General features: G+C 67.2%; 13 protein-coding genes. 8 read left to right on the plus strand and 5 right to left on the minus strand.

Annotated elements, in window-relative coordinates:
- From D7I43_RS25245 to D7I43_RS25255, 3 genes are read right to left on the minus strand one after another with little or no spacing between them, the layout of a single operon-like run.
- Window positions 1–1,683, minus strand: coding sequence for a DUF262 domain-containing protein (locus D7I43_RS25245; RefSeq protein ID WP_120331051.1), 1,683 nt, complete (start codon window positions 1,681–1,683; stop codon window positions 1–3).
- On the minus strand, window positions 1,683–4,478 hold the full coding sequence (locus D7I43_RS25250; RefSeq protein WP_120331052.1) for a DUF1156 domain-containing protein: 2,796 nt from the start codon (window positions 4,476–4,478) through the stop codon (window positions 1,683–1,685). The genes D7I43_RS25245 and D7I43_RS25250 overlap by 1 nt, the downstream gene beginning before the upstream one ends.
- A gap of 21 nt (window positions 4,479–4,499) precedes the next feature.
- Entirely contained in the window at window positions 4,500–8,180 is a 3,681-nt protein-coding gene (locus tag D7I43_RS25255; RefSeq protein ID WP_204985287.1) for a helicase-related protein, read from the minus strand.
- On the opposite strand from D7I43_RS25255, the gene D7I43_RS25260 reads away from it, so the two are divergent.
- The 5 genes from D7I43_RS25260 to D7I43_RS25280 all read left to right on the plus strand — a co-directional run bounded on the left by D7I43_RS25260 (window position 8,127) and on the right by D7I43_RS25280 (window position 19,325).
- Window positions 8,127–10,799: a DEAD/DEAH box helicase gene (locus D7I43_RS25260; protein WP_120331076.1), complete on the plus strand. Its 2,673-nt coding sequence runs from the start codon at window positions 8,127–8,129 to the stop codon at window positions 10,797–10,799. The two genes, D7I43_RS25255 and D7I43_RS25260, sit on opposite strands and share 54 nt — an antisense overlap.
- Before the next feature lie 468 nt (window positions 10,800–11,267).
- The gene (locus D7I43_RS25265) at window positions 11,268–12,293 is read left to right on the plus strand and encodes a hypothetical protein (protein ID WP_147427297.1); all 1,026 of its coding nucleotides are present in this window, start codon (window positions 11,268–11,270) and stop codon (window positions 12,291–12,293) included.
- A 26-nt stretch (window positions 12,294–12,319) separates the two neighbouring features.
- Complete coding sequence (locus D7I43_RS25270) at window positions 12,320–13,480, plus strand: restriction endonuclease-related protein (protein ID WP_147427298.1); 1,161 nt, start codon at window positions 12,320–12,322, stop codon at window positions 13,478–13,480.
- Window positions 13,477–16,749 carry a DEAD/DEAH box helicase family protein gene (locus tag D7I43_RS25275; protein WP_204985288.1) on the plus strand — a complete coding sequence of 1,091 codons (3,273 nt, stop codon included), beginning with the start codon at window positions 13,477–13,479 and terminating at the stop codon, window positions 16,747–16,749. The genes D7I43_RS25270 and D7I43_RS25275 overlap by 4 nt, the downstream gene beginning before the upstream one ends.
- A 14-nt stretch (window positions 16,750–16,763) precedes the next feature.
- The gene (locus D7I43_RS25280) at window positions 16,764–19,325 is read left to right on the plus strand and encodes an RNaseH domain-containing protein (RefSeq protein ID WP_120331055.1); all 2,562 of its coding nucleotides are present in this window, start codon (window positions 16,764–16,766) and stop codon (window positions 19,323–19,325) included.
- A gap of 68 nt (window positions 19,326–19,393) precedes the next feature.
- On the opposite strand, the gene D7I43_RS25285 is transcribed toward D7I43_RS25280, so the two are convergent.
- Both D7I43_RS25285 and D7I43_RS32825 read right to left on the minus strand, forming a co-directional pair.
- On the minus strand, window positions 19,394–20,689 hold the full coding sequence (locus D7I43_RS25285) for a protein NO VEIN domain-containing protein (protein ID WP_120331056.1): 1,296 nt from the start codon (window positions 20,687–20,689) through the stop codon (window positions 19,394–19,396).
- Window positions 20,690–20,828: 139 nt separating this feature from the next.
- The gene (locus tag D7I43_RS32825; RefSeq protein WP_158610155.1) at window positions 20,829–20,999 is read right to left on the minus strand and encodes a hypothetical protein; all 171 of its coding nucleotides are present in this window, start codon (window positions 20,997–20,999) and stop codon (window positions 20,829–20,831) included.
- Window positions 21,000–21,312: 313 nt separating this feature from the next.
- Between D7I43_RS32825 and D7I43_RS33115 the strand changes: the two genes are divergently transcribed.
- From D7I43_RS33115 to D7I43_RS25295, 3 genes are all read left to right on the plus strand, one after another.
- Window positions 21,313–21,474, plus strand: a complete 162-nt coding sequence (locus tag D7I43_RS33115) for a hypothetical protein (protein ID WP_192902264.1) — start codon at window positions 21,313–21,315, stop codon at window positions 21,472–21,474.
- Window positions 21,453–23,804, plus strand: a complete 2,352-nt coding sequence (locus tag D7I43_RS25290; protein WP_120331057.1) for an N-6 DNA methylase — start codon at window positions 21,453–21,455, stop codon at window positions 23,802–23,804. Before D7I43_RS33115 ends, D7I43_RS25290 begins: the two co-directional genes overlap by 22 nt.
- A gap of 266 nt (window positions 23,805–24,070) precedes the next feature.
- Window positions 24,071–24,271 (plus strand): hypothetical protein, encoded by a 201-nt coding sequence (locus D7I43_RS25295; protein WP_120331058.1) that lies wholly within the window; start codon window positions 24,071–24,073, stop codon window positions 24,269–24,271.
- Window positions 24,272–24,824 lie beyond the last annotated feature (553 nt).

Here is a 24,824-nt window from a genome sequence, read left to right on the forward strand (position 1 = left end):
TCAGTTGAGCTCCCACTCCTTGACCAGAATTCCCGTGAGCTCGACCTGCCGTCGTTCGAGCACGTCCGGAGTCCAGACCGGCTCCATGATCACATTGGTTGTCAAGGCAAAGCCAGTGACGCCGGCTGCGGGACTGAAGTATTTCTCCTTCTTTGTCGCGAAGTCGTAGTTCTGCGCCTGGCTGTTCTTGTTCCTGTTGAGGAGCAGCAGGTTCCCGAGGCGGTGCGTCCAGAAGGCGCGCTCATCCTCCGCGAAGTCCTTGACCCACTGGCTGTCGTTCCGGGGGTTCCGAGGAAGCACATGCTCAACGGTAATGATCTTGTGCTTGTAGGAGACACCAGGGGCATTGGCCAGCAGCTCGTCGAGCCTAAGCAGCACGTACTTCCGAACGGGCTGCACCTTGTACAGCTCCCCGTCGAGGCGTTCGCGCGTCTCGTGCCGCTCGTCGGCAGTGAGGTCGAAGGCCTCCGCGTCGACACCAGCGCCAGCGTCGAGCTGCTTGAGCAGCTCGATGTACCGGGTCACCCGAGGGGTGGTGTAGACGCGCCGCAGCAGCATGCTGGCTGCGAGCCGCTCCAGCCGGCGCAGGAAACCGTCGAGAAACGCGGGGTCGTCGTCGTGGTTGCGCAGTGCCCACAACGCCGGCGGACGCCAGTCGTTGTTGTCCAGCTGGACCAGACGTCGCAGCCAGTTGTTGACCTTGGACCAAGAGGCGTCATGCTCGTCGTAGTCCTGATTGAGCAGGTGGGTGTACGCCGTGGCGTAGGGCATGAGCATGTCATCGACGAAGCTCGTGGCCCTACCGGTCTTGGTATAGGCGTTGAGCACCTGTTGGGGAAACTCGATCAGCAGCTCGCGCTGGCCGCGTGCCTTCGCCACGATCATTCGGAGGTGCAGGAACAGGTCGGCGAAGGTCGTACGCCCGAGGTTCTGCTCCGCGGTCTCCCACGACTTTGCGTACGCCTGCTGCTGCGCCGCGTCGATAGAGCCGATCACTTCGGACTTGAAGATGTCCGAGGGCTCGAGGTCGAGACCTCGGGCGTTCATCACGCTGAAGATGCGGTGGGCGCTGGCCAGATCCGGCGTGCTGACAACCACCAGGAAGGTCCGGTTACGGGCGAGGGCCGCGAGCGCACTGCGCTTGTCGTCGGTCCAGGACGACAGTCGTTCCTGCAACACCTTGGCGTTGTCCCGGATGGCCCGGTGGCTGTCGTTCGCTAGCGCATGGTCGCTGAGCTTCAACAGGTCGTCCAGCCGGTTGGGAGTCTGCACGTACGTCGTGAAGAACCCGGAGTCCTGATCGCGCAGCAGCAGGCGAGGCTTGGCCTTGATGCCGTCGAGAGCCACGCCTGGCTCCAGGACCATGTCGCGCAGAACGACAGCGACCTCGTCGTTTTCGGCGAGATCTCGCAGGACGGCGAGCAGGATGCTGAGCGTCGTCAAACGCTGCTGACCGTCGATGACGTCCGCCCGCGGCGCGTTCTCATCCGGCTTGACCAGGACCAGAGAACCGAGAAAATACGGCTCGGCTGCGTCCCGAACGAGGGCGTCCTCAAGGTCGTCGAGAAGCTGCAGGGCCTGCTCGGTGCCCCAGGCGTAGGGTCGCTGGTAGTGAGGGATCGCGAAGTCGAAATCAGCAGAAAAAATCTTCTTCAGCGGATGCTCGTGCGCCTTTAGCGGCATCAGTCATCCTCCGCGGAGAAGTCGAACTCGCCCTGCTCGTGAGCCGCCGGGGCGGCCTTGGAGGCATCGACGACGTCACCCCAGGACTGGGCGACGGCGTTGAAGCTGATGGCGTCCTTGGCCCAGCCGTTTTTCTCCGCGACAGAGAACAGCAGGAACGCCAACTCCTTTACCAGGTCGAGGTCGATGGCACCGTCCGGACGACTCTGGGTGGTTGCCAGGAACGCACCCGCCGCCGGAACTCCTTCGGTCTCGAGGATCCGGATCGTGTGGTGCAGAACCTCCCACGTCGACGTGTGCTCGTCGGCCAGAACGTCGTAGTCGGCGGGGGTGTCTGCGGGTCTGATCAGAGTGACCTTGCCAGCACGGCTGGTCAGGATCGCGTCCCGGTCCATGCGCTCCACGGAGGTGTTCCGGGCGCGGGCCAGATTGTCGGCGTCGCCGAACGTTCCCGTGTTGTAGCCGTGCTGGCGATACCACGCGATCGCGAAGCGGGTCGTGGGGTCGAAGTCGCCCTCCTGCTCCCCGACCACCTGGTCGAGGATTTCGTTGATCCGTGCCAGCGCCGACCGCACCGTCATCCGCGAGCCGTCCGGCTCCAGCACCTTCGCGTACCGGCTGAACACTGCCATACCCGGGCCGATCGCGGCCTGCGGCAGATCCACGGGCGCGATCGCGGCCTGCTGCAGCCTCCGCAAGGCGTCCGGGAGCTCCGCCTGAAGGGCGGAAATCAAGCCGCGACGATCAGTAGTCGGCGCATCATCAGGTCGCGGTCGCAGGGACAGGACTATGGACGAGGCCAAGGCATTTGTACCGAGGCCGACTGCCCGTGTACTCCGCTCACTACGGATCGGCCAAGTCGATGTGATGGACCATCCGGACTTGATCATGCCGTCCAGCAAAGTCTCCCAACCAGAAGAGCTTGTCCCCTCATTGGAGTCTTCGGACTGCTTGAAAGCGTAATAGACAGTAATTGGATAATCGGCTCGCGCGCTGCTACGGGCTTGCGTGAAGACGTTGCGGAAACCGTCCTCAAAGAAAGCCTTTGCGCCCTCCTTCCCGTGATGGCGGTACTGGTTGGCGACCAACTCCTCGGATTTGGGAACCAGCATCGTGCTCAACAGCTTGGGGTGAATGGCGCGCAATGCGCGACGTTGCCAAACATAGAAGAAATCTGACAGGTCCGAGTAACCGATGTTGTCGTAGTAGGGAGGGTCGGTGCTGAGCACCGCCTCGGAGAAGTCGGCTGCCTGTGCCGGTTGCTGTCGAGCACTACTGCCGTCAGGTCCCACCAGACTAATCGAGGCGGCGGCAGATTCAATCGGGCCAGCGATAGAGACCTGACCGAAGGGGCACGCCTCGACAAAATCCCACGCCATGGGGACCGCCTGACGAGCGAAAAGCGCACGGACATTCTCGTTAGTCTGGTTCCATGAGCAGATCGCATTGGAGAGGTCCGCGTAGCGCGACACAGCCAATCCGAGATAGGTTGCTACAGCATCGGCGTAGGCCGCAGCCCCGTTACCATCGGACTCCAAGCGCGGACCCTCTTGCTGACCAGCGGCGAGAGCATCACGTTCGATGCGATCCCGAGCTTCGCCGACAAGATCGCTGAACGTCGCCAGAGCGGCCAGTTGCCGGTTAGTGAAGAGGTCCGTCCACTTGGTCATTCCGTAGGCCTGCACTCGGAAGCTGGGAGCCTTGGGTGGAATACCCGCATCGGGAATATCCGTCGGCTGATCCACCACGGCGGCTTCGACCTGATCGGGAGTTGGCGGAAGGTAAATACGCTGTCGGCGCCCCTCCGCAACTACGGCCATGAGTTGTTGCCGCAGCCGCCCCTTCTGCCCTTCGGCACGGACGTATTTTAGGTCAACAGAAGCGTGACACGCGAGGCATGTGGCACCCGTACGTCCGACTGTGCCATCGCTGGCTCCGGCCGGGCCTTTGGCCGGGTCGTGATCAATGGCGAACTCGACTCGGAGTTTAGAAGCATGGGCAGGGTCAGCCACGACCGAAGGAACGATGTAAGCTTCCTTCCCCGTCTTCTTGCTGAGCCACCAGGACCGCACAAGCGGCATCTCAATCCCGCAGGCAGGGTTGGCGCATGTCACCGTCCGAGCCCAGATCCATGCGGTCACGGGCCCCTTCGACCCATCCGGGAAGGTTGCTTCCGGGTAGAGCTTGCCGATGCGCCTTTCAGCCTCCTCCCGCATCCACGTGCCGTAGGCCCGGACGTCGGCAGCCAGCCCCTCTGCACCCATCCAGGTCGTTTTGGATTCGGCCACGCCGGGGAACACCGGCAACTGGTCGCGAAACCTCGGTGGGATCTCTACAAGCGCCTTGTTGATGAGGACCGCGACCGGATTGAGGTCCGAGGCGTATGCCTCCAGGCCCAGTCGTTGCGCTTCGAGCGGAATCGTGCCGCCCCCTGCGAACGGGTCGAAGATACGTGGTGGGTTGCCATCGCTGGACTTCACGATCTCCCGGTGGGCGGCGGTCCACACCGAGGGATCGTTCCAAGAGGCTTCCCAGACCGACATGCGCCGGATGAGAGCGTGCAGCCTTTCTCGCTCTGCTCGCTGGGCCTCGTCAGTGGGAAACTCCTCCGGGCGCGCAGACGGGTCATCGACGAGCTGCGCAAACAACACGGCTCTGGCCGCGGTGTGGGGGCGACGCGCCCACCAGATGTGCAGAGAGCGCGGGTGGTTCCGCGTGAACGGTTCCTTCTCACGGGCCGACTCGCGATTGATCGTCTCCAGCGGAAGAGCGACCTCGATCAGCTTGCGCTTCATCAACTTCCTCTAGCTCTGTGTTCAAAAAGGCGCGGTGCCGGCGGCCCAGGTCTTCGACCAGTTGACGCGGACGCCGGTAGCAGCGAGGTCGCCGAAGTCGACGCTGGCGAAGGGGTCGGCGACATACCGTACCTGGTCGTGCTCGGGGCCGGCCTTGCTGACGGTGACCAGGGCGAGCCGGTAGTGGGGGCGGGCGTTCTTGCCGGTGACGACCTCGTTGTGGGTGACGTAGAAGTCCTCGGCACCCTCGATGCGTGCCTTGACCTCGATGCGGATAGAGGGGCCGCCGCCGGCCGGGATGGAGAGGACGTCGTACCCGGGGTTGTTGAAGGCCTGCTCCCGTGGCTTCCGGCCGAGCTCATGCTCGGTGGCGAGCACCAGCTCGACGCCGCGCCGCTCGACGGCCTTGGTTTCCTTGGCGTGGATCGGAGCGTCGCCGGGGATCTCGGCCTCGACCATCGACAACGGCAGCACGAGCGCGGCCGTCATGACGCGTGGCGGCTTGGTGACCAACTGTGCCTGCTGGCCCAGCAGCGCCAGGCGGGCCTCCCGGCGGGCCTGGAGTTCCTGTGCCTTGCGCAGAAGGCTCTCGGAGCTCTCCTTTGGCTTTGTGCCGGCCTGCTCCTTCTCCTGGGCAGCGATCGCCTCCCCGATCAGCCGATTCGACTCGTGCGCCAACCGCTGGTCGACCCGCATTCGGGTGCGCTCAACTTCGGCGAGCCGGCGGGGCGAGACCTCGGCGAGGTAGTCCTTGAGCTGGTGGCCGATGATCCAGGTCCGGGCCCGGGACTCGGCGTCACCGAGCCAGGCCAACTTCTTGGCCGCAGCCACGGCCGGGGTGTTCGGAGCGGCCACGCAGTCGAGGTACGGTGCCGGGCCGGCGGGCGTGACCTGGCCGGTGGCGTCGACGTAGGCGTAGCCGAACCGGCGCGCGATGGACTCCTCGGTGCCGTCAACGACCTCCTCGACGACACCGACCAACAGGGTCGGCTCCTCGACCTCTGGGGAGACCAGGACGGTGCCGCGCTCGAGGGTGGGTCGGAGCTGGGTGATGGTGAGCTCAGCGACGGCGTCGTGGAGCGGATGCCCGGGCGCGAGGAGGTCGGCGCGCGGCTTGTCGGCGACGTCGATGCGGTCGAGCTCGAAGGTGACTCGCTCGTAGCGGGTGGCGACGGGGCCATGCTTGGTGACGGCGCGGACGGCCGCGGGGACGTGGGTGATCTCGTAACGGCCACGCTCACGTCTGGCGAGCCGGCCGCCGAGGCGCTGGAATGCCAGGCGGAAGGCCCATTCGATGTAGTGCGGCTGCAGCCGGCGGGCCCGAGCCTCCTCCATGAGTCGCTGCATCTGTGCCAGGTCGGCGTCGGACATGGCGTCGTGGGTGAGTGCGCGTTCTTCGAGGAGTTCCTTGAGCCCGTGGGCGACCGTTTCGTCGATGACCTGTTCCATCTTGGCTCGGGTCTCGGGGAGGTCGCCGTATCGGATGGCCTCGATCAACAGCTCTCGGAGTGGGGTCTCGTCGAAGGCCGCCCCCAGGACGTCGAAGACCTTGCCGCCGTAGGCCTTGCGCTGCTCCTCGACCTTCTGCAGCAGCCGGGTGAACACTTCGCCCTCGCGGGTGTTGGCGGCGACGAGGTTCCAGAGGCGGCACACCTCGGTCTGCCCGATGCGGTGGACGCGGCCGAATCGCTGCTCGATGCGGTTGGGGTTCCACGGGAGGTCGTAGTTGACCATCAGGTGGGCGGCTTGGAGGTTGAGGCCTTCGCCGGCTGCGTCGGTGGCCAGGAGGATCTGGCAGGCCGGGTTCTTGGTGAACTCCTCGGTGATGGCGCGTCGGTCGGCGCGTCGGACGCCGCCGTGGATGGCCTGCACGGTGGCCGGCTTGCCGAAGAGCGAGCGGATCTTGCGGGCCAGGTAGTCGAGGGTGTCGCGGTGCTCGGTGAAGATGATCAGCTTGCGGGGCTTCTCGGCGCCAGGGTGGATGAGATCGTTGTCTTCGAGGATCTTGCGCAGCTCGACCCATTTCCGGTCGGCGTCGAGGTTGCGGACCCGGCGGGCGACGTGGATGAGCTTGTCGAGGTCGGCCAGTTCGGTGTTGAGTTCGGCGATGGTGCGGGCCGCGGTGGCGGCGTCGAGCAGCTCCTCCTCGAGCTGCTCGACCTCTTCGGCGCTGTGCTCGTCGTTGTCCCAGTCGCGGGGGTTGATCGGGGCGGGCTCGTCGCTGACCCCGCGGCCGTGGATCAGGTCGTCGCGGCGGCGTTTGAGTCGTTCGGCGCGTCGGACCAGGGACTGATAGATCGCCTCGGGGCTGGAGGCGAGGCGTCGCTGGAGCACCGTGAGCGCGAAGCCGACGGTGTTGCGACGCTTGTCGTCCAGCCGTGCAGCACGGTTCATCCCTTCGCGCACGTACTCGGTGACGCGCTCGTAGAGGTCCTGCTCGTCTGCGGTGAGCTCGTAGGGCACGGTCTGAGCAATGCGTTCCGGGAAGAGCGGTTTGCCCTCGAAGGTGAGCAGGTCCTCCTTGACCATGCGTCGCATGAGCCCGCTGGTGTCCGGGTTGTGTATGCCGGCCTTGAACTTGCCCTCGAAGCCGTCGCGCTCGAGCAGGGTGAGGAAGAGTTGGAAGTCCTCCTCCTTGCCCGCGTGCGGGGTGGCGGTCATCAGCAGCAGGTGCCGGGTGCGGTCACGCAGTTTCTCGCCGAGCTGGAAGCGGCGGGTCTTATTGATCTTGCCGCCGAAGTAGTTCGCGCCCATCCGGTGGGCCTCGTCGACGACGACGAGGTCGAACTCGGCGTCGTCGAGGTGGGCGGTCAGGTCTTCGTTGCGCGCGAGTTGGTCCATCCGTGCGATGAGCAGCGGATACTGCTCGAACACGCTTGACCCGAGCGCGGCGTCGACCATGGCCGTGGTGAGGATGTCGAAGCGTAGACCGAACTTGAAGAACAGCTCGTCCTGCCACTGGTCGACCAGTCCACCGGGAGCCACGATCAGGCAGCGCTTCACGTCGTCGCGGAGCAGGAGCTCCTTGACGTACAGGCCAGCCATGATCGTCTTGCCGGCGCCAGGGTCGTCGGCCAGCAGGAACCGCAGCGGCATGCGGTCGAGCATCTCGCCGTAAACGGCTCGGATCTGGTGGGGCAACGGCTGCACGTCGCTGGTGGCCACCGCCAGCATCGGGTCGAACAGCCCGGCCAGGGAGATCCGTTGCGCCTCGGCGACCAGCCGGAACTCCTCGGCGGCGGCGTCGAACGGCCGGCTGCCCGCGTCAGAGAGACTCAGTTTGGCCTCGTCGGCCCGGAAGAGCACCTGCTGGCGCAGGCCTCCGTCGAGGGTCTTGTAGGTCAGCTCCACAGCCTCGCGGCCATGCCACTGCGCTGCCAGAACCGAGACCGCCTCGCCCGGCACCACCCCGGTCACCCGAACGCCCGACGAGAGATCCTCGAGCCGCACCAGCCACCTCCAGAACGACAGCCAGCAGAGCTTACCGACGAGCACCGACACTACTGACGAGCGCAAGGCCGGCGCAGGCTGCGCCAGCTGGTGTTGCGTGTGTCGGTGTCGCTTTCCTGACAACTGTCTCCGGAGGTCCCGTTCAGGTGGGGGGTGCACTACGATCCGTCCGCAAACCCCTCGATTTCTGCGGTGAGCATGAACAAGACAGAGCGCGAACAGATTCGTCGCCTCATGGCGGACTTCACGCAATGGAGCCACCGTGCCGAGGAGGTACAGGACTGGCACCAGGCTGTCCAGGACGCGGCCAGCAGCGATGAACGAGCCCTGCGCTCACGGAGTGTCATGGTCGGCCGGGCCGGTCAAGCCGCCTGGCGTGTGCTCCCGCTTCGAAAGAGTGACATTGGGGTCGTCAGGCGCTTGTGGGAGCGGGCCACGCTTCCCGTGCCGACGGCCCACGACCGCTCCCTGCTGCAACTGCTCACCACGGATGCACCCCGTGCCATCGCCGACGTCGCCCCCATGCTTGGCCTCGGTCGTTTCTTCACCGGGTCGGCGAAGAAACAATCGGCGGCTGCCGCTGCCGAGTTTTTGCGCCATCACCACGCGGCGATCCTCCGGAACGATCAACCTCGGCGGTTGGAGTGGCTCGGTGCCTTCACCGCGCGCGCCGATCCACGGCGGCTCAAGTTCGAGATCCTGCTCGATCCAGCCCTCCGATTCGACCTTGTCTCCGGGCAGACCGCCCCGGCACCCGAGATCCTGGACCGGTCGGTCGTCGACGGACTGCCCGAGGCGCTGGACGCCATCGCCAAGGTCGTCGCAGGCGAAGCCTCGTACCGATCGGCGGCACAGAAGGCGGGTGAGAAGGTCAGACGCGCAGAGGTCCAACGAATCCTCCAGGAGATGCCGGTGGATGCGTTGAAGACCGCCACCCGCGATCGACTTCGGTTGGGGCCACTCGGCGAGGCGGGGATCAGCACGGTTCAGGACGTGCTGAACGTCGGCTTGGCCCTTCAGGCACTGCCGGGCGTCGGGGAGACTTCAGCACGGCGCATGCTCGGAGCAGCGCAAGCCTTATGGCAGACGACGTACGACGAGATGCCCGTCCGCATCGACATCAATCACCGCCATTCTGAGACCACCCAGCTGCTGCGCTGCCTCGCCGAATGGGACTCGTGCCGGCAGACCCGAGGCGCGGCCGCCGACCTCGAACGTGCATCCGAACTCGCACCGCTGCGGGCAGCGATCAACGGCGAAACCAGTCACCTGCTCGTCATACCGGCCAGGCAGCTCGCCGCCTCGGGGCTCTCCGAGAGCATCCAGATCGTTAAACGGCGAGCCGAACTGCTGGGCATGTCATCGGGATCCGGTCGCAAGAGCGCCGGCGCGGACCCATGGGAAGACTTCCTTGCTCGACCTGCCGACTACTTCGCCATGCTCGCCGAGCTGGGGTTCGTCACCGAGGACGAGAACGCGGTGCACGGCGATCTCCCGGAGGAGATCATCCAGGCGGTACGCGATCAGGCACTCGACGGTGAACACCTGACCGCCTCGCTGCGCGGCTACCAGAGCTTTGCGGCCCGTTTCGCCCTGGTGCAGCGCAAGGTCATCGTCGGGGACGAGATGGGCCTCGGGAAGACCGTCGAGGCGATTGCGGTCCTCGCACACCTGCGCAGCAGGGGTAAGACTCATTTCCTGGTGGTGTGCCCGGCTGCGGTGGTGACCAACTGGGTTCGCGAGGTCACCGGCAAGTCGAAGCTGCGCCCGCATCGGGTCCACGGACCGGAACGCGACCGGGCAGCCCGTACCTGGGTGCGGGATGGCGGCGTGGCCGTCACGACCTACGAGACCCTGGCGTGGTGGGAGCCGGCGCTGCGGGAGCTCCGCGATCTGGCGTGCGTCGTGGTCGACGAGGCCCACTACATCAAGAACCCTCAGGCACGGCGGACGACCAGGACAAGGGAACTCATCGCGCGCTCGGACAGGGCGATCCTCCTCACCGGCACGCCACTGGAGAACAAGGTCGACGAGTTCCGCAACCTTGCCTCCTACGTACGGCCTGACCTCACCGTTGACGCCACCGACCTGTCGCCGAGGACGTTCCGGCGGCAGATCGCGCCGGCCTACCTGCGCCGGAACCAGGAAGACGTACTGACCGAACTCCCTGAGCTGATCGAGGTTGAGGAATGGCTGCCGATGTCCACGGCGGACATCTCGCGATATCGGGGGGCGGTCGAGATCGGGAACTTCATGGAGATGCGCCAAGCGGCGATGCTCCAGGGAGCCCAGTCCACGAAGATGCAGCGCCTGATCGAGATCGTCCGCGAAGCGGAGGAGAACGAGCGGCGAGTCATCGTGTTTTCCCACTTCAGGGAAGTGCTCGGCCTGGTTGCCCGGTCGTTGCCGGGGCCGGTCTTCGGGCCACTCACGGGGTCGGTGCCAGCCGGTCAGCGCCAGCAGATGGTGGACCAGTTCTCGTCCGCCAGGCACGGCGCCGTCCTCGTTGCCCAGATCGTGGCCGGCGGCGTCGGGCTCAACATCCAGTCCGCATCCGTCGTCGTCATCTGTGAACCTCAGCTCAAGCCCACCACCGAGGCACAGGCCATCGCCCGCGCGCACCGCATGGGGCAGGTGCAGTCGGTGCAGGTCCACCGGCTGCTGTCAGAGGACAGTGTCGACCAGCGGATCACCGAACTGTTGGCCGGTAAGAAGCGGATCTTCAATGAGTTCGCCCGGGTCAGCGAGATGGCCGACTCCACGCCAGAGGCGGTGGACTTGTCCGAGGCTGAACTCGTCCGCGAGGTCGTGGCCGCTGAGCGCCAACGCCTCTTCGAACGTGCCTCTGCCAAGACCGGCGCAGCCGAGTGACCGCAGCGAGCACCAAGAGATAGACCGCTGGCGGACGCATGGTCCTGGTGGGTCTCCAACACGTACGCCATCAGGCCGATGATGTGGTGTCACGGGCATGACCATGCGCGAAGTAGGGGAGGGTGCCGCCTGCGTCAGCGTGCTGGCGGGCCGCGCGGGCTCGGGTTACGGCGCCTCCGGCGGGGGCGCTCCGGCTCCAGGATGGCCGTGGGCCGTCTGCGGCCGCCGGCTTCGTGGGTGGTGGCGGTGGGCATCCTGTCTGCCATCGACCCGGGCAAGCCGAGCAGACCGCCGCCCGACCCGCCAGCGTACGCGTGGACGCAGCGAGGTCCGCGGGCCGTGGCGGGCCGGGCGACGGCCCGCTCCCCGTCGGGCGGGTCGATGGCAGACAGGATGTGCCAGAAGACGCAAGGTTCGACGAGCATGGTTCAACCAGATTGTCGGTGGAGGCGCCTATCCTCAAAATTCGTGAGCCTGACGTCGGTCATCGCTGATGATGATCACCCGTTGACTCGCTGGTTGGCTGCGCACCTTCGGCGCACGGCGGCGGTTCGGGCGTCGTATGCCTCGGCGTTTCCAGTGCGGCGGGTGCAGCGGCCGGTGGCGGCCGGCCGGACCGTGGTGCGGTGGGATCTGCTGGGCGTAGCGGTGGACTTCCGCCTTCGCTGCGCGTTCGTGGCGCCGCAGCCGCCGCCGTCGGCCGTCGCGGGCGTTGCCTTGGCCGGCGCGCTCGGCGAGCCCGAGTCGCGGCGCGTCGGTGAGGCGCTGGTCGATGAGTATGTGGAGCACCTGCGTACCTGCGGGCCCTACGTGCGAGGGCGCCGTTGGCTACTGGAGCGGGAGGTTGAGGCGCGCCTGGACCGGATGTGTTTCGCCCTTGCTTGGTTTGATCGGGTCTTCCGCGACGGTGCCATCGCTCCTGGATCGCCTCTGGCTGGCAGCGTCGGCGGCGGCGACTTGGACGCGTTGCTGGCATACGTTCCGGACTACGCGGTTATGGACCTGCAGGTACAGGTAAAGCTGGCCGAGCGTGCTCTCGGATGGCTGCGGGATGCTGCGGATGTGTCAGTTTGCCGGGCTGCGCCGACGTTCGCGGGCAGCGGAGATGTTGGTGGTGCCGATGCAGACCTGGTTGTCGATAGGCGCCTGGTGGAGATCAAGTCGACCTCCCGGCCCGAGATGCTCAAGGACAGTGCGATCTGGCAGTTGGCGGGATACGTGCTGCTTGACTACGACGACGAGTATCGCTTTGACGAAGTGGCGTTCTACATGTCGCGGGTCGGCTGGTTGGCGACCTGGGGGGTCGATGAGTTCTTCGGGTTGTTGGGCGCGCGCTCGTCGCTGCACCAGTTGCGCGATGAATTCGCCCAGCAGTGCGCGGCCGCTGGTTCGGCGAGCATCACTGGCGTTGACGGACACGGTGTGCGTCGTCACCGACGCCCGAAGGTGAATCTTGTTGTGGCCGATCGCCAGGAGGGGGCGGAACCGAAGTGACAACACGGGGTGGGCCTGACGCAAGCGTGCTTGATCGTCGTGCCCGGATCACCTCGGCCGCCCTGCGGGCGGCATATGCCTGGTCGGTGCGGCACCGCGAGCCGCGGGCGTTCGATGAGGTCGCACGGATGACCGGTGTCCTGATGTTCGAGCTGGGGCCCGGTCAGGGTCCGGTGGCACCACTTGACCTGGTGCGTTGCCTTCGCCGGCCGCTTGGCGCGCTGCTGCCCCCGATCCTCGACGGGGGCGATGACGGCCGTTACGGCGACGGCGTTGACGAGGTGGTGTTGCTCGACGACAGTGATGCGCTGGCCGACATCGCGTACGAGGTCGGATCCGACTACGTCCGTGAGGTGATCAGCGGACTCGACCCGGGGCGGGACTGGCTGCCGTCGTGGTCGTGGATGCGGGCCAACGACCTCGAGAACGAGCTGTTCGCGAGGCTCATCGGCACCGCGGATGAGGCCGCGTACCGCACGGCCCGGCAATTCCTGGTCGAGTGCCCCGCCGGTCCGGAGCAACTGCTCGTGGAAGAGTGCAACCGGCGGCAGGCGCGCAGGGTGGCCCAATACGTGCCGGTGACCGACGGACAGTCGTACCGCTGCGGTGAACGCCGATGGTGGTGGCCCTGCCGGGTGTGCGGATGGCCGATGGACGTGCGGGGACAGATGGTGCGCTGCCGGTACCCCTATCACACAGCGACGTACCAGGTGACTGACCGGGACAAGGGCGCTCCGGGGCTGATCGCTGTGGACCGGCGACTGCCCGCCGGCGTGGGGCGCGGGCTACCGGAACGGCACGACGCCGACGGTGCGGTGCAGCTGGAGGAGCCGGTGTGGCGTTTCATCGTGGTTCCGGGGGCCACCGAGCTACGGCTGGCTCGACTGCTCACTGAGGCCGGGGCGACGGTCCAGTTGTATCCGGACTGCGACCGCTACGACCTGGGCATCGTCGTGGGCGATCGGCGCTGGGACGTCGACGTGAAGGAACACGCGACCGTGGAAGGACTGCTGCGACATATCCGGGAGAACCCACCATCAGCGCGGCACATCGTGCTGCCCGACACCCACGCAGGCCAAGTCCACGCGGTACGGGAGGCTTTGCCCACTTACACGATCCTCACCGAAGGGCAGCTGGTGAGCCAGATCAAGGGCGCGCTGCGGCGCCGGAAACGGAGTGCATCGTGACCCGGCAGCGGCAGGACGAGGGTCTGGAGCAGAACATTCTGCTGCTGCTCCGCGCGGCGGTCGGGCTGGCCGCGGTGCACTTTCCGCTCAAGGCGGACGCGGGCACGGTCCTGGTATCCAGCCGGGACGTGGCGTTTTTGCTCGACGGGCACGTCGATGTGTGGCCCGCCTGGCGCACCTTGAGCGGCGATGACACGCAGCGGATCGTGCGGTTGCTGCGGCTGCGGCAGGCGGAGTACGCCGACGGCGAATGGGTGCGCCGGGCACTGCGACAGGGCCTGGATCAGGACGGCCTGCCCGCCTGCCGGTTGGCTGCCGATGCTGACGACGCGCTGACCGTGGCCTGCGCGCCGGGAATGCCGCTGCGGGACTTCGTCGACGAGGCGCTGCACGAGTTGGAGCGGTGTAGCACGGTCGGCCGAGGGAACACTCCGGTGGCTGGCCCCGGCCGGTACCACACCACCGTCCGGGTCACGGCCGGTAGTGGCGCGGCCCGGGTGGTGGACCAGCGGTACGTTCTGCCGGCCTACCCCTCCATGGCGGAACCGGCGGCTCCCGTCGTGCGCACCTCCCCGCCGGCGGACGAGATCCTGATTCCCGCGCACGAACTCATCGAGCTAGCTGGCAAGATTGACGCTGCTCGTGGTGGTGCCGGCTACCGCGCCCGCTACGTGACGAAGCTCTGCCAGCGGCTCCGGACCGCCGACGGAGTGGTGTCAGTCGACGGGATTCTCGGACTGCCCGCCGGCGAGACCCGGTTGCTTAACGCGCCGACCGGCATTGGCAAGAGCGTGATCATGGAGGTGGTCGCCTGTTGGATGGCCGCCCACGAGCTGGTCGTCACCATCGTGGTGCCAACCAATGCGGACGTGCTAAAGCTCGCCCGGGCCGTGGAACAAGACCTTGACGCCCTGGGCGTGGATGCCTCGGCTACCGCGTTGATGTCGCCGTCGGCGGTGTTCGAGGCCGTCCGGAAGGTGGTCCGCACGCGGCCGGCCTGGGACCCTAACGGCGACTGGACGATGGACCGGCTTGGCTACGGGTGCGCCCTGGCCGCGGCTGCGGAGACCGAAGGATCAGTCGACGGTTGGACGCCTGGAGAGGAGCCGTGCACCAGCCTGCAGCCAACTGGGGAGGAGACCGCGCCCCGTCGGGCCTGCCCGTGGCGAGCGACGTGCGGGAAGTTCCGCCTCGCCCGCGCCGCGGTCGACGCCTCGGTGATCGTGACCAGTCACGCCAACTTCCACAGCGGCCGGCTGCACCTTCCAGTCCGCGATGAGCATGCGCTGACCGACCGGATGACCGTCGAGGAGTTGGTGTTCCGACGCAGCCACCTGGTCGTGATAGACGAGATTGACGCCTTCCAGAACAATGTGGTGTCGCAGGCCGCTCGCGGGCTGGTCTTGGACCGTCGCGGCAGCACCAGTACCCCGCTGCATGAACTGGAGGCCGAGTACGTGCGGGCGGCCGGCCGGATCAACCGGGAGGTCGAGTCCAGCGTCCGGGACATGGTGCACCACTCGAAGTTCCTGGCCTCGCTGTACACCGCCGCGTTGTACTTCGGCACCATCGGCGTCGAGGGCACCGCAGGAGCGGCGACTGGCCGGTACTGGCTGGTGCCCCGCCGCTGGGACGGCCTCCTTACCGCCCAGCTGTACGGCCTGACCGAGCACGAGCCGCTGACACCGGAAATGGTCAGCGGGTTCAGGTCGCTGTTCCCTGGGGAGGAACCGCCGCAGGCGGACGAGCCCGCCGAGTTCGCCGCGGTGCGGGAAATTCTGGCAACCGTGACCGAGGTCGGCAGTGGCGCGACCAGGTTGCAGGACAGCCGGGAACGCCTCGACGAGCTCCTGACCGAGCGTATCCGCGACGAGCAGGCCAGGGCAAAAGCCATCAACCGGCTACTGCAACGGGCCATCTTGGACCGGTTGCGCCAGCACCTACGCCACTTCGTCTTCGACGCCCCGCATCTGGCCGCCGCTGGTGTTCCAGCTGCACGGGAGATCGCCGAGACGTTCGGCCCGTACAGCCGGTGGCGGGCGCTGCCCAACGGGCCGCTTGGCCGGCTGCTGTTCGCATTCAGCCATCATGTCGACCCGACCGGGCGCCTGCCCATCCGGCTCAACGCGGCCGCGTTCGGGGGAGACCCGCACGTCTACACCACCACCCTCGCGGACATCACCGCCCTGTGCCGAGCTGGGACACGCCGGGCAGTGCTGGGACTGTCTGCCACGGCGTTCTTCCCGCATGCGCCGCACCACCACGTCCACCTCGAACCACACTGGTGGGTCACCGACGACGACCCGCAAGGTGTCCAGATCCTGCCCGCCTACGTCAACGAGCAAATCGGCGACGAGCGCGCGCTGCTGCGGGTGTCGGGCACCGAGGGAGCGCGGCGGCAGGAGGCACTGCGCCGCCTCGCCGAACTGCTGTGGCGCACCCGCCTGGAACAGGAACTGCGACGCCTCGCGGATGAGGACCCGGACCGGCACCTGGTGCTGCTGGCCACCACCTCCTACGACGGGGCGCGGGCGGCCGCGGAAGGTCTGGTCCGGGCCGGTGCCAACCCCCGCCGCATCTGCCTTGCGGTCCGTCCTCAAGACGCACCGGACATCGGCGATATCGGCGCCGATCGGCCCGATCAGGCCGGCTGGCGAGAATTGGCCGCCGACCGGCTCGAAGAGGCTCCCGGCCTGGGCGTGGACGTCCTCATCGCCCCGCTGGCCCGGGTCCAACGCGGCGTCAACATCATCGGCGCCGGCGACCGGTCCGCGCTGGGCTCGATCTGGCTGCTGGTACGCCCGGTGCCGATCATTGACGAGCCCACCGAGCTCGTCGCCCACGTCAACGCCCACCCGCTCGCCCCAGATGCCAACGACGATGTACTGCGTGACCTGGAGCACCGGCCCGCGGATGTCCTCGATGCCCGTAAGCAGGCCGCCGGCCACTACTTCGAACAGATCGTCACCAGCTTGCCCTACTTCCGTACCATGCCCCGTGGAGTCCAGCTCTCTGTCACTGCGGAGATCATGAACGGCATCGTGCAGCTCGTCGGACGCGCCCGGCGCGGCGGCACGCCAGCCACGATCTACCTCGCCGACGGCGCCATGCTGGACCCGAGCGGCGGGCCGACGTTCGGCACGCTCGTCCGCAGGCTACGCGACCACTGGGAGCAGACCGGCCAGCTGCTCCGAATGCGGGAGCTATACGGCACCACGCTGGCCGAGTTCTTCCGCTATGCCGACGACGAAGCCAAGCTCCTCGCCTGACGGAAAGGAACGCCATGCTCGTCACCCTGGGATACCGCATCCCGGCCGAGCACGTCACCGACCTTCTCGGACAGGTCACCGTCTATCCGTGGGGCGACGACTTCGCCGGTGCCTGGCAGCGGCTGCCCCGCACGCCGCGCCGAGGCGGCGCACCCGCCACCCCGCCATACCGGCAACTGCTCACCGGACTGGCCGCCGTCCACGGCCAGCCGGTACGCATCATCGACGACTGGCAGCTGTCCGACGATGATCGCGCCGCCGGTATCAAGGGCATGATCCTCACCAGCGACGCGATCAATCCCTTCCGCCTGACCACGTGCCTGCGTACCTTCGAGCGGCAGCTCCGCAAGGGCGAGGACCTCAACACCCTCGCCCCGGCGCTGCCGTCGGCCGACACCACCCGGGCATTCCGCGACCACATCACCGTCGGCGAGTCCGGCACCGCCACCGCCCCCGGCTGGCTCTTCGACTCGGCCACCTGGGCGATCATGGCCCGGGTCGGCTCACGGAAGCTGGCACTGGACGACAACGGGCCCTACCTCGCGCTCCGCATGGACACTGACGGGTCACTGCTGGCGTGGGACGACCTGGTCAGCAACCAATGGGGTGCCGACTACACGGGCTACGCCATGCTGCGCGTCACCGCCCGCATCATCACGCTACCCCGAGTACCGGACCTCGCCGTTGTCTTCGACGCCCACCTATCCAGGATCAACAACCAGTGGCGCGGATCCAAGAACGCCTGGATCGAGCGCGATAAGCCGGAACTACCGGTCCTGCGGGTACCTGTCAAGAACGTGCGACCCAAAACGGAGGGCGGCCAGTGGACCACAGAAGTCGCCAACCACGCCGCCGCGATCGCGCAGGCGTGCGGAATGGAGCGACTCGACCTCGACCAAGACCTCCCACCACGGCCCGGGCGCACCCGGCCACTGGTCCCCGGACCCCGAGTCCACCCCGTCGGCAAAGGCCCCGGAGCCCGACTCATGCTGCGTCTGGCTGAACACATTGCCAGGACCTGCCCACACCTCGAACCGTTGGAGTGGGCCAAGGACAAGCACACCAAGGTCAAGACGCCCCGGCGGCAGGTCCTCACCGACCCCAAGGACAAGGGCACCGAGACCACCCTGCTGGTAACACCCGACATCATCACCGGCGCTGTCGCGGCTGCTGGATCCAACCGGCTCCGCCTGCTGTGCCTGTACGCGACGTCCGGGGCCCGCCACCGCATGGCCACGCAACTGGCCGCCATCGCTTCCGCAGCCGCAACAGCCCTCGACGATCAAGCCGTCGACGTGCATCCCGGCCTCGTCGTCTCCTTCCACCACGTCCCCGAACTGCTCGAACATGGCAACCGCGACCGCGTCGCACTGGCCAGCGACATAGAGGTGATCGCCAAACAGGAGACCGGCACCGTCGTGGCGTGGGTCGAGACCGAGTACGACCCGAAGACCGGCAAGGCCACCGACGACGCCAAGAACCCGGTACGCCGTCTCCTGTCCCGCCTCGACATCACCGCCCAGTTCCTCGCCACACCCCCACCACCAAGCACCACTGACGCGCCCCGGCGCCAGCCCGTCAAGACCACGACTGCGACCACCGCCAAGGCCGACCATCCCGCGATGGCGGCAGCAGCGGACCTGCTGCTGCGTACCACCGGCGTTCTGCACCCGGACCTGGCCCGCGATATTCTCCGGGACTTCCTTGATGGCACAGGCCATTCGTCAGTACACCTGGTCGGGCTGCACTCTCGCCTGCAGCACTCCGCCGTCGACGGCACGGCACCGAAGCTCGTGATCACCGCAACTGCCATCCACGCCCACCAGGACCCACACCGGTTCTGGCAGGTACGCATGTGGAGCGACACCGCCAGCCGCTGGGTACCGCAACCTGCCGGCATCGCGCATTTCCACGCCGGACCGATCGGCTCGGCCCAGCACGGCCGCGGCGCCAAGGCCGTCCAGACCCGTCTCCACGTCGAGTCGATCCTCGATGCGCTACCTGCCGGCCCCGTAGTCATCATGGTCGACGCGGCGGCCTTGCGGTCCATCTACCCCGGCCTGCAGAACCACCACTTCGGCGTCGGCGCGCTGCCTGCGGTCAGCCTTACCGCTCAACGTGACGTCGCGATCGTCCGCTGCAACACGAGCCGCGAGGTGCCCCGACCGGTCCACCGCCATGGCGGCCACCAGCCCGGTGACCCCCGCCAACCAGCCGCCCCCGATCGATACGTGTATCAGCTAGCCGGCAGCAACGTCTGGCTGTTCCCCAAATCGTCGCGGATTTACCGCGCCAAAGGCGGCAGCATCGGAGCCCGCTACACCCCGTGGACTCTCCCCGACAACCTCAGGCACCTGCTCAAGGATGACTGGCACGCCTACACCGGCACCGAGATCGCCGTCCCGCAGGCCGGCATCTGGAGCGAACGCGCCCTCGTCCTGCTCACCGCCCGCCTGTGCGACCACACCATCACCTGGGACGACCGCACCCTTGCACCCATGCCGCTGCACCTGGCCATCCGCGCCGACCTAACACACCCCGACTACAGGACCGACGACGAGGAAACCAACGCATAACGAACCGCCTGTTGGGCATCACCAGAGCGCGCGCTACCATCACCGCAAGCCGCTGCCGGCAACCCGCATCAGCCCTGTCGGTCGGCCTCGGCCGGCGTGAAGTCGAAGTCACGGGCAGAGAGCGCGCCGCCGTCCGGGTTCCAGGTGAAAACCCGGAATCTTCCGCTCGCCGGGTCGACTTCACCGTCTGGCCCGAAGACGACATCGGACAGGATGCCGAGCACGCAGTCGCCGACGTGGTCCCGGGCCCACTGCACCTCGCGGCGTGAGACGATCACGGCTGCACCCTCGGTCTCGGTGCCCTTGGCCTCCAGCCACAGCGTCCGGCCTTTTTTGGTGGCGATGGCGTCATAGGGATTGCCGAACCGGACGTCCCGCACGATCCAGCCACGGTCGCGGAAGTAGTCCATCAGCCGGTGCTGGGCGGCGTCTTCGACCTTCCGGCGCCGCGCGGGATCCATCTGCCAGCCCTGTCGAGGCGAACCGCGTGCCGGCAGGGGAACCGGATGGCCGAGGTGGTCCGCCCAGAGCTTTTCGAGCTTCGCGGCGGCGCGCGGCGGTAGTACCCACCCGCTGCTCTGCGGCCGCCACGGGGCGCCCTCGGGGATCTGGCCGACCAAGAACGCGTGCGGCAGCCCGTCCTCCGGCAGCAGGAGCGTGTCCCAGTCGATCAGTACGTAGTTGGCGTCCTCGTCGGCGCGCTTGTCGTCCCACTGCTCGGCCGGGAAGATTCGGCTGGTGGCGGTGCCGCTGCCGATGATGCCGCGAGGTTCGGGCCCCTGCCGCAAGAAGAAAACGCGGTCGCCAGGTTCGATGCCGGTCTTGCGGTTCCCGGTGGCCCACTGCCGCCGCAGGATCCGCCCCGACTCGACCGCCTCGACGTCACGCGGGTAGACGGTCTCGGCCCAGCCGTCCGGGTTCCACCGCTCGGGGTTCCACGTCACCACCATCGTGACCCGCTCACGCCGGTCGAGGCCGGCCCGTTCGGCGGCTGGGAGTGAATCCAGCGCCGTAGTGTCGAAGTAGCTCACCGGGTTGCGGTGCCGCGGCGTCGGCCTGCCTTTCAGCGCATCATGGACTGGGTCGCCGGGGCGCAGCACCCGGCCCAACAGCGCCCACTTCGTCGCGCCGTCAACATCGTGGCGGGTGCGACTGTCGATCTCCGCGACGACCTGCACACGGCCGTCGAACGACAGGGTCGCAATTCGCTCGCCGTCGACCCGGCTCCCGAGAGTCCAGACGCCGCGGTTGATTTCCCACAACTCATCGTCGGTCGCGGTCGCCTTCCACCCCACCCAGGTGCGCCCGAGTGGGTCACCGGGCGGCACGTCACGCGCCTCGGTCAGCACGAAGTTTACGGCCACCCGCGCATCTTGCCGCGCTGCTCGGCTGGACGCTAGAGCCGGATGGGCAGGTGCAATCAGCGTAGGTGCGCTGGCTGCTGTCCGAGGGTGCGCTGCTGCTCAACCTCGCCGTCGGCTCCGCGCTCGCGCGAGGCTCTGATCAGCCGGCAACGGCGAGTAGCCAGGTGGCATCACCCACCGCGGCGGCCACCACCCCGATCGCCACCCTCAGGGATTCGGCCAGCTCGTAACCGAGCAACTCGCCGGGCCGCAAGCCCAAGCTGCCCCTGAAGATGCCGGAGGTGGCCTTGACGCCGCAGGGCAACGACATGGACGAGGTCCAGGGCTGGCTAACCACCTACCCGGCCTTCCCGTTCTGAAAGGGGCAGCGAGGGATCAAGCCCTTTGACGAATCGAGGATGGGTGCGGACGAGGCCCTCGATCAGACCAAGTGTCGGGCCCGGACGCCAAGGGTCCGCGACCTGCATGGGCGCCCTTGTCGGTAGAAACAACGGCCCCAACTGGCCTGCCGCGGTTCGCCTATGCTACCGAAACAAAAGTGGCCAATCTTGTATCCGCGCGCGCCGCGATGCCGTAGGTGGACTTACCTTCGACCCCAGTGGATAGCAGGGAGGAGGTCAGCGATGGTGGACTGGCTGGCAGGGGTGATCGAGGGCTGGCCACGGCCCTATTTGTTCATGGCTGTCGGAGTACTGGTGATGTTCGTCGGTTGGGTGATCACGAGTGAGCGGCGCACGCGGCATCTGGTCCAGTTGATCCGCGCATGGCGCACCGGCCGGCGATGACCGGGCGACCCAGCCTCGACGCCGGGGAGGCCAGGAAAACAGCCGCGGACCGGCGGTGGATGACCCGCGCGGAGGTGGCGCGGGCGGCCGGGGTGGAGGAGCAAGCAGTCAGCCTGTGGGCCAGCCGGCACCCCCAGTCCTTCCCCCAGCCGATCAGGGACGGCCACCGGCTGCGTTACCAGGTCGATGCAGTGGCCGAATGGTTGGACGGGCGCAAGATCCATCAGAAGGCCCGGCGCGCGGACGATCCTCGTGGCATGACTTACGGGCAGCGCTTCCGCTTTGCCGTCGGGCTAGCCGCTGCGCCCGATGTCCGAGCTCAAGCAAAGCGGTGGCCGGCTGAGCTGCTGCAGCGGCTGCGGGCCTGGGCGGATCAGCTGCCGGTGGACACGGACCCGATAACCTTCGAGGCAGTCGTGTTGTCGCTCCTCTGCGTGCGGAAGGTCGATCCTGCCGGTTGGGGGGAACTGCAACGGGCATCGCGCGCCGACACCCAGGCCAAGGTCATCGAGGTGACGCAGCGGCTTCCGCAGCAGCTAGCGGCGGCGACCGAGAAGCTGCGCGGTTTGCCGACTGACTGGTGGCCGGGCTGTCTATCGAAGTTGGTGAAGGAGCTTTCGGCGGCCCCGATGCCAGCCGCGGACACGTTCGACGTTCTGTTGGACCAGTTCGCCCGTCGCAGGCACAGCAGCCCGGACGAATATCTGGTACCCGCCGCATTGGCCCGATTGATGGTGCGCCTGGTCGATCCCCGGCCAGGGCAGCGGGTGCATGATCCGTGCTGCGGCCCCGGAACGTTGTTGGTGGAGGCCGGACGGCACCTGGCCAGCATCGGTGAGAGGGCCATGGGTGGCGCGTCGACTGTGCTGACCGGTCGGGCGACGACCGACCGGACCTGGCAGTTGGCCACCCTCAACACGGTGATCCATGACCTTCATTGCGATCTGGGAGATGGGCCGCCAGCCGACGCCAACGAGGTAGACGCTGGACCGGGCGGGTATGACGTGGTGCTGCTTAATCCGCCGTTCGGTAAGGCGGAGTGGAGTGTTCCTGCGTCGCGCACCGGGTGGAAGTGGTTGTGTGGTCGGCCGGCGCCGTATGACACCGCCTCGGCTTGGTTGCAGGCGGTGGCACTTGCGCTGGGGCCGCAGGGCCGGGCCGCGGTGGTCATGCCGAGCCCCTTCGCCTCCGGTCTCAGTGGCCAGGCGTTAGCGGTGCGCAGGGGTTTGGTCGAGCACGGTTTCGTGCGGTGCGTGATCACGTTATCCAGGAACCTGTTCCGCGAGACCGCGGTCCCGGTCACGGTGTGGATCCTGGCGCACCCCGGTCAGCCGCCGCGCGAGGACATCCTGCTGATCGACGCCCGGAAGGCGACGCGGGGTGACGGGAGCTACCGGATGCTGACCGAGGCCGGGTGCACCGCCATCCTCCATGCCTACCGGCGCTGGCTGGCTGGCTCGGCTGCTTTGTCCCAGGGGAGTTCACCGGTCACCGCGATCACGGTCACTCGGGACGAGGTCCGCGACCATGAGTACGCCCTCCAGCCCGACACCTATCAGCCTCGGCGTCCACATTCGGCGGCATCGGCGCTGCCCGACCAACGGGCGCCGGCCGAAGTCCCCGACCGCCGTGGAGCCGGGCTGGTCTCGCTGCTCGGGGTGGCACCCGCCCCGACCGGAGACCGACCCGACTACCGACCGGCACCCGGGGCGGAAACGACCAGGGACAGTCTCATCGGTGCAGTGCCTGCCGACTGGTGGGTAGGCCCACTGGATCAGCGATGTGAGATCCAACCCGGCCCATCGACTGCCCGGTTGCGCGACTCGGACTACCTGCCGGACGGTGTTCCGATGGTCATGGCCGGAGGTATCCGCGACGGTGGCATCGCACCAGACCTGAAGAAGCGGGTGGGCGACTGGACCGTCCGGCGGCTGGACCGTTACCAGCTGCGGCGCGGAGACATCCTGCTGGTCCGGGTCGGTGATACGAAACGGTTCGGCACCGTCACCGCTAAGGAAGCCGGTTGGCTGATGGGCGACACCTGCATACGGGTGCGCCCGGGTTCGGGGGTCACGCCGGAGTACCTGGCCTGGTACCTCGGCCGATCCGACGTGCAGGGATGGCTGAACGCCAACACCTTGCACGGGTCGCGATCCAGCATCAGCAAGAGGAGTCTCAGCCAATTGCCGCTCGCGCTACCACCTACCGCGATCCAACACCGCATCGTCGCGGCCGGAAATCTAATCGACGAAGAGTTCGTCAAATGGGAAGAGCTCGCCAGGAACCCCGACAACGGCCGGGCACATGTTGACGCGGCCGCTCGCTGGTGAGCGCTTGTCGGCCGAAACCGAGGTGGCCACTCACCCGGCACACAGTCAACTGCGTCAAAAGTTCCGGACGGTACGGGGTACCTCGGCATCCTGCACTACGTCAAGGACGAGCCGTGGTCGACCTCGGCCGACCCGGCCCGGCACGAGGTTCGTGGTGGACCTCGGCTTCGGCGTCGAGGCCTCGGTCGCCGAGGCGGCGCTGTTCGCGCTCGTCACCGCCGCGTACCGGGAACCGGCCCTGCAGGAGGAGGTACGCCAGCTCTTCCGTGTTCGGCCTGGATGCGGCGGTGGCGGCGGATCGGCTGGTCACGATCGAGGAGTTGCTGGCGCAGCTGCTGCTCGTCACGCCTGGCTGCCGTGCGGACGACCGGGCTGTGGCGGCCGCGGCGCTGGCCCGCCCCAGGCAGGACGACGAGGAGGAACCCGCGCTGCCCAGGAAGCGCCGCTTGTGGCAACGCCGCGGCTAGCGCGACAGGTGCTCGTCGGCCGGCAATACCCAGGCCAACTCGGCCCTAGCCCTTGAGAGTGTGCTGCTCGCAAATGCCGACTCGCCCGTCTGTACGCAGGTTTAGAGCGCCCGGATGCCTCGTCAGTTTTATCCTAGGACGCTCTGCAGGCAGTGTTCTCCTCAACAGGGCAGCCTGGACGGGGCGGCAGGGCGGGTCCTTGACAGTTCGCCGTAACGGACCCGGTAACGGCGACGGCACGGCGGGGGAGGATCGGCCGACATGAAATGGCATTGGGGCGTTATGCGTGATGTCGTTCTGTCCGGGTATGCGGATGTATCGAGCTGTTCCGGCATGGCGTGACAGAATCGTTGTAAAACTGGGGGTCAAGGGGTCGTCGGTTCAAATCCGGCCGTCCCGACGCAGCTCCGAGGGCACATCCAATCGATGGATGTGCCCTCGTGTCGTAGCTGAGTGACTATGCCTCAGCGCCGAGGACTCGATCCCGGTCAAGACGCCCGGCCCAGCGACGGAAGCGGACACCGTTGGCGTGCGCCGACCCAGCTGACGATCC

It is taken from the genome of Micromonospora globbae, assembly GCF_003610785.1.
In the GTDB taxonomy this organism is placed as follows: domain Bacteria; phylum Actinomycetota; class Actinomycetes; order Mycobacteriales; family Micromonosporaceae; genus Micromonospora; species Micromonospora globbae.

Excerpts from the sequence above, each read along its gene's own strand:
- D7I43_RS25245 (WP_120331051.1), bottom strand. The coding sequence starts at position 1,683 with ATGCCGCTAAAGGCGCACGAGCATCCGCTGAAGAAGATTTTTTCTGCT.
- D7I43_RS25250 (WP_120331052.1), bottom strand. The coding sequence starts at position 4,478 with ATGAAGCGCAAGCTGATCGAGGTCGCTCTTCCGCTGGAGACGATCAAT.
- D7I43_RS25260 (WP_120331076.1), top strand. The coding sequence starts at position 8,127 with ATGAACAAGACAGAGCGCGAACAGATTCGTCGCCTCATGGCGGACTTC.
- D7I43_RS25280 (WP_120331055.1), top strand. The coding sequence starts at position 16,764 with ATGCTCGTCACCCTGGGATACCGCATCCCGGCCGAGCACGTCACCGAC.
- D7I43_RS32825 (WP_158610155.1), bottom strand. The coding sequence starts at position 20,999 with ATGTCGTTGCCCTGCGGCGTCAAGGCCACCTCCGGCATCTTCAGGGGC.
- D7I43_RS33115 (WP_192902264.1), top strand. The coding sequence starts at position 21,313 with ATGGTGGACTGGCTGGCAGGGGTGATCGAGGGCTGGCCACGGCCCTAT.
- D7I43_RS25290 (WP_120331057.1), top strand. The coding sequence starts at position 21,453 with ATGGCGCACCGGCCGGCGATGACCGGGCGACCCAGCCTCGACGCCGGG.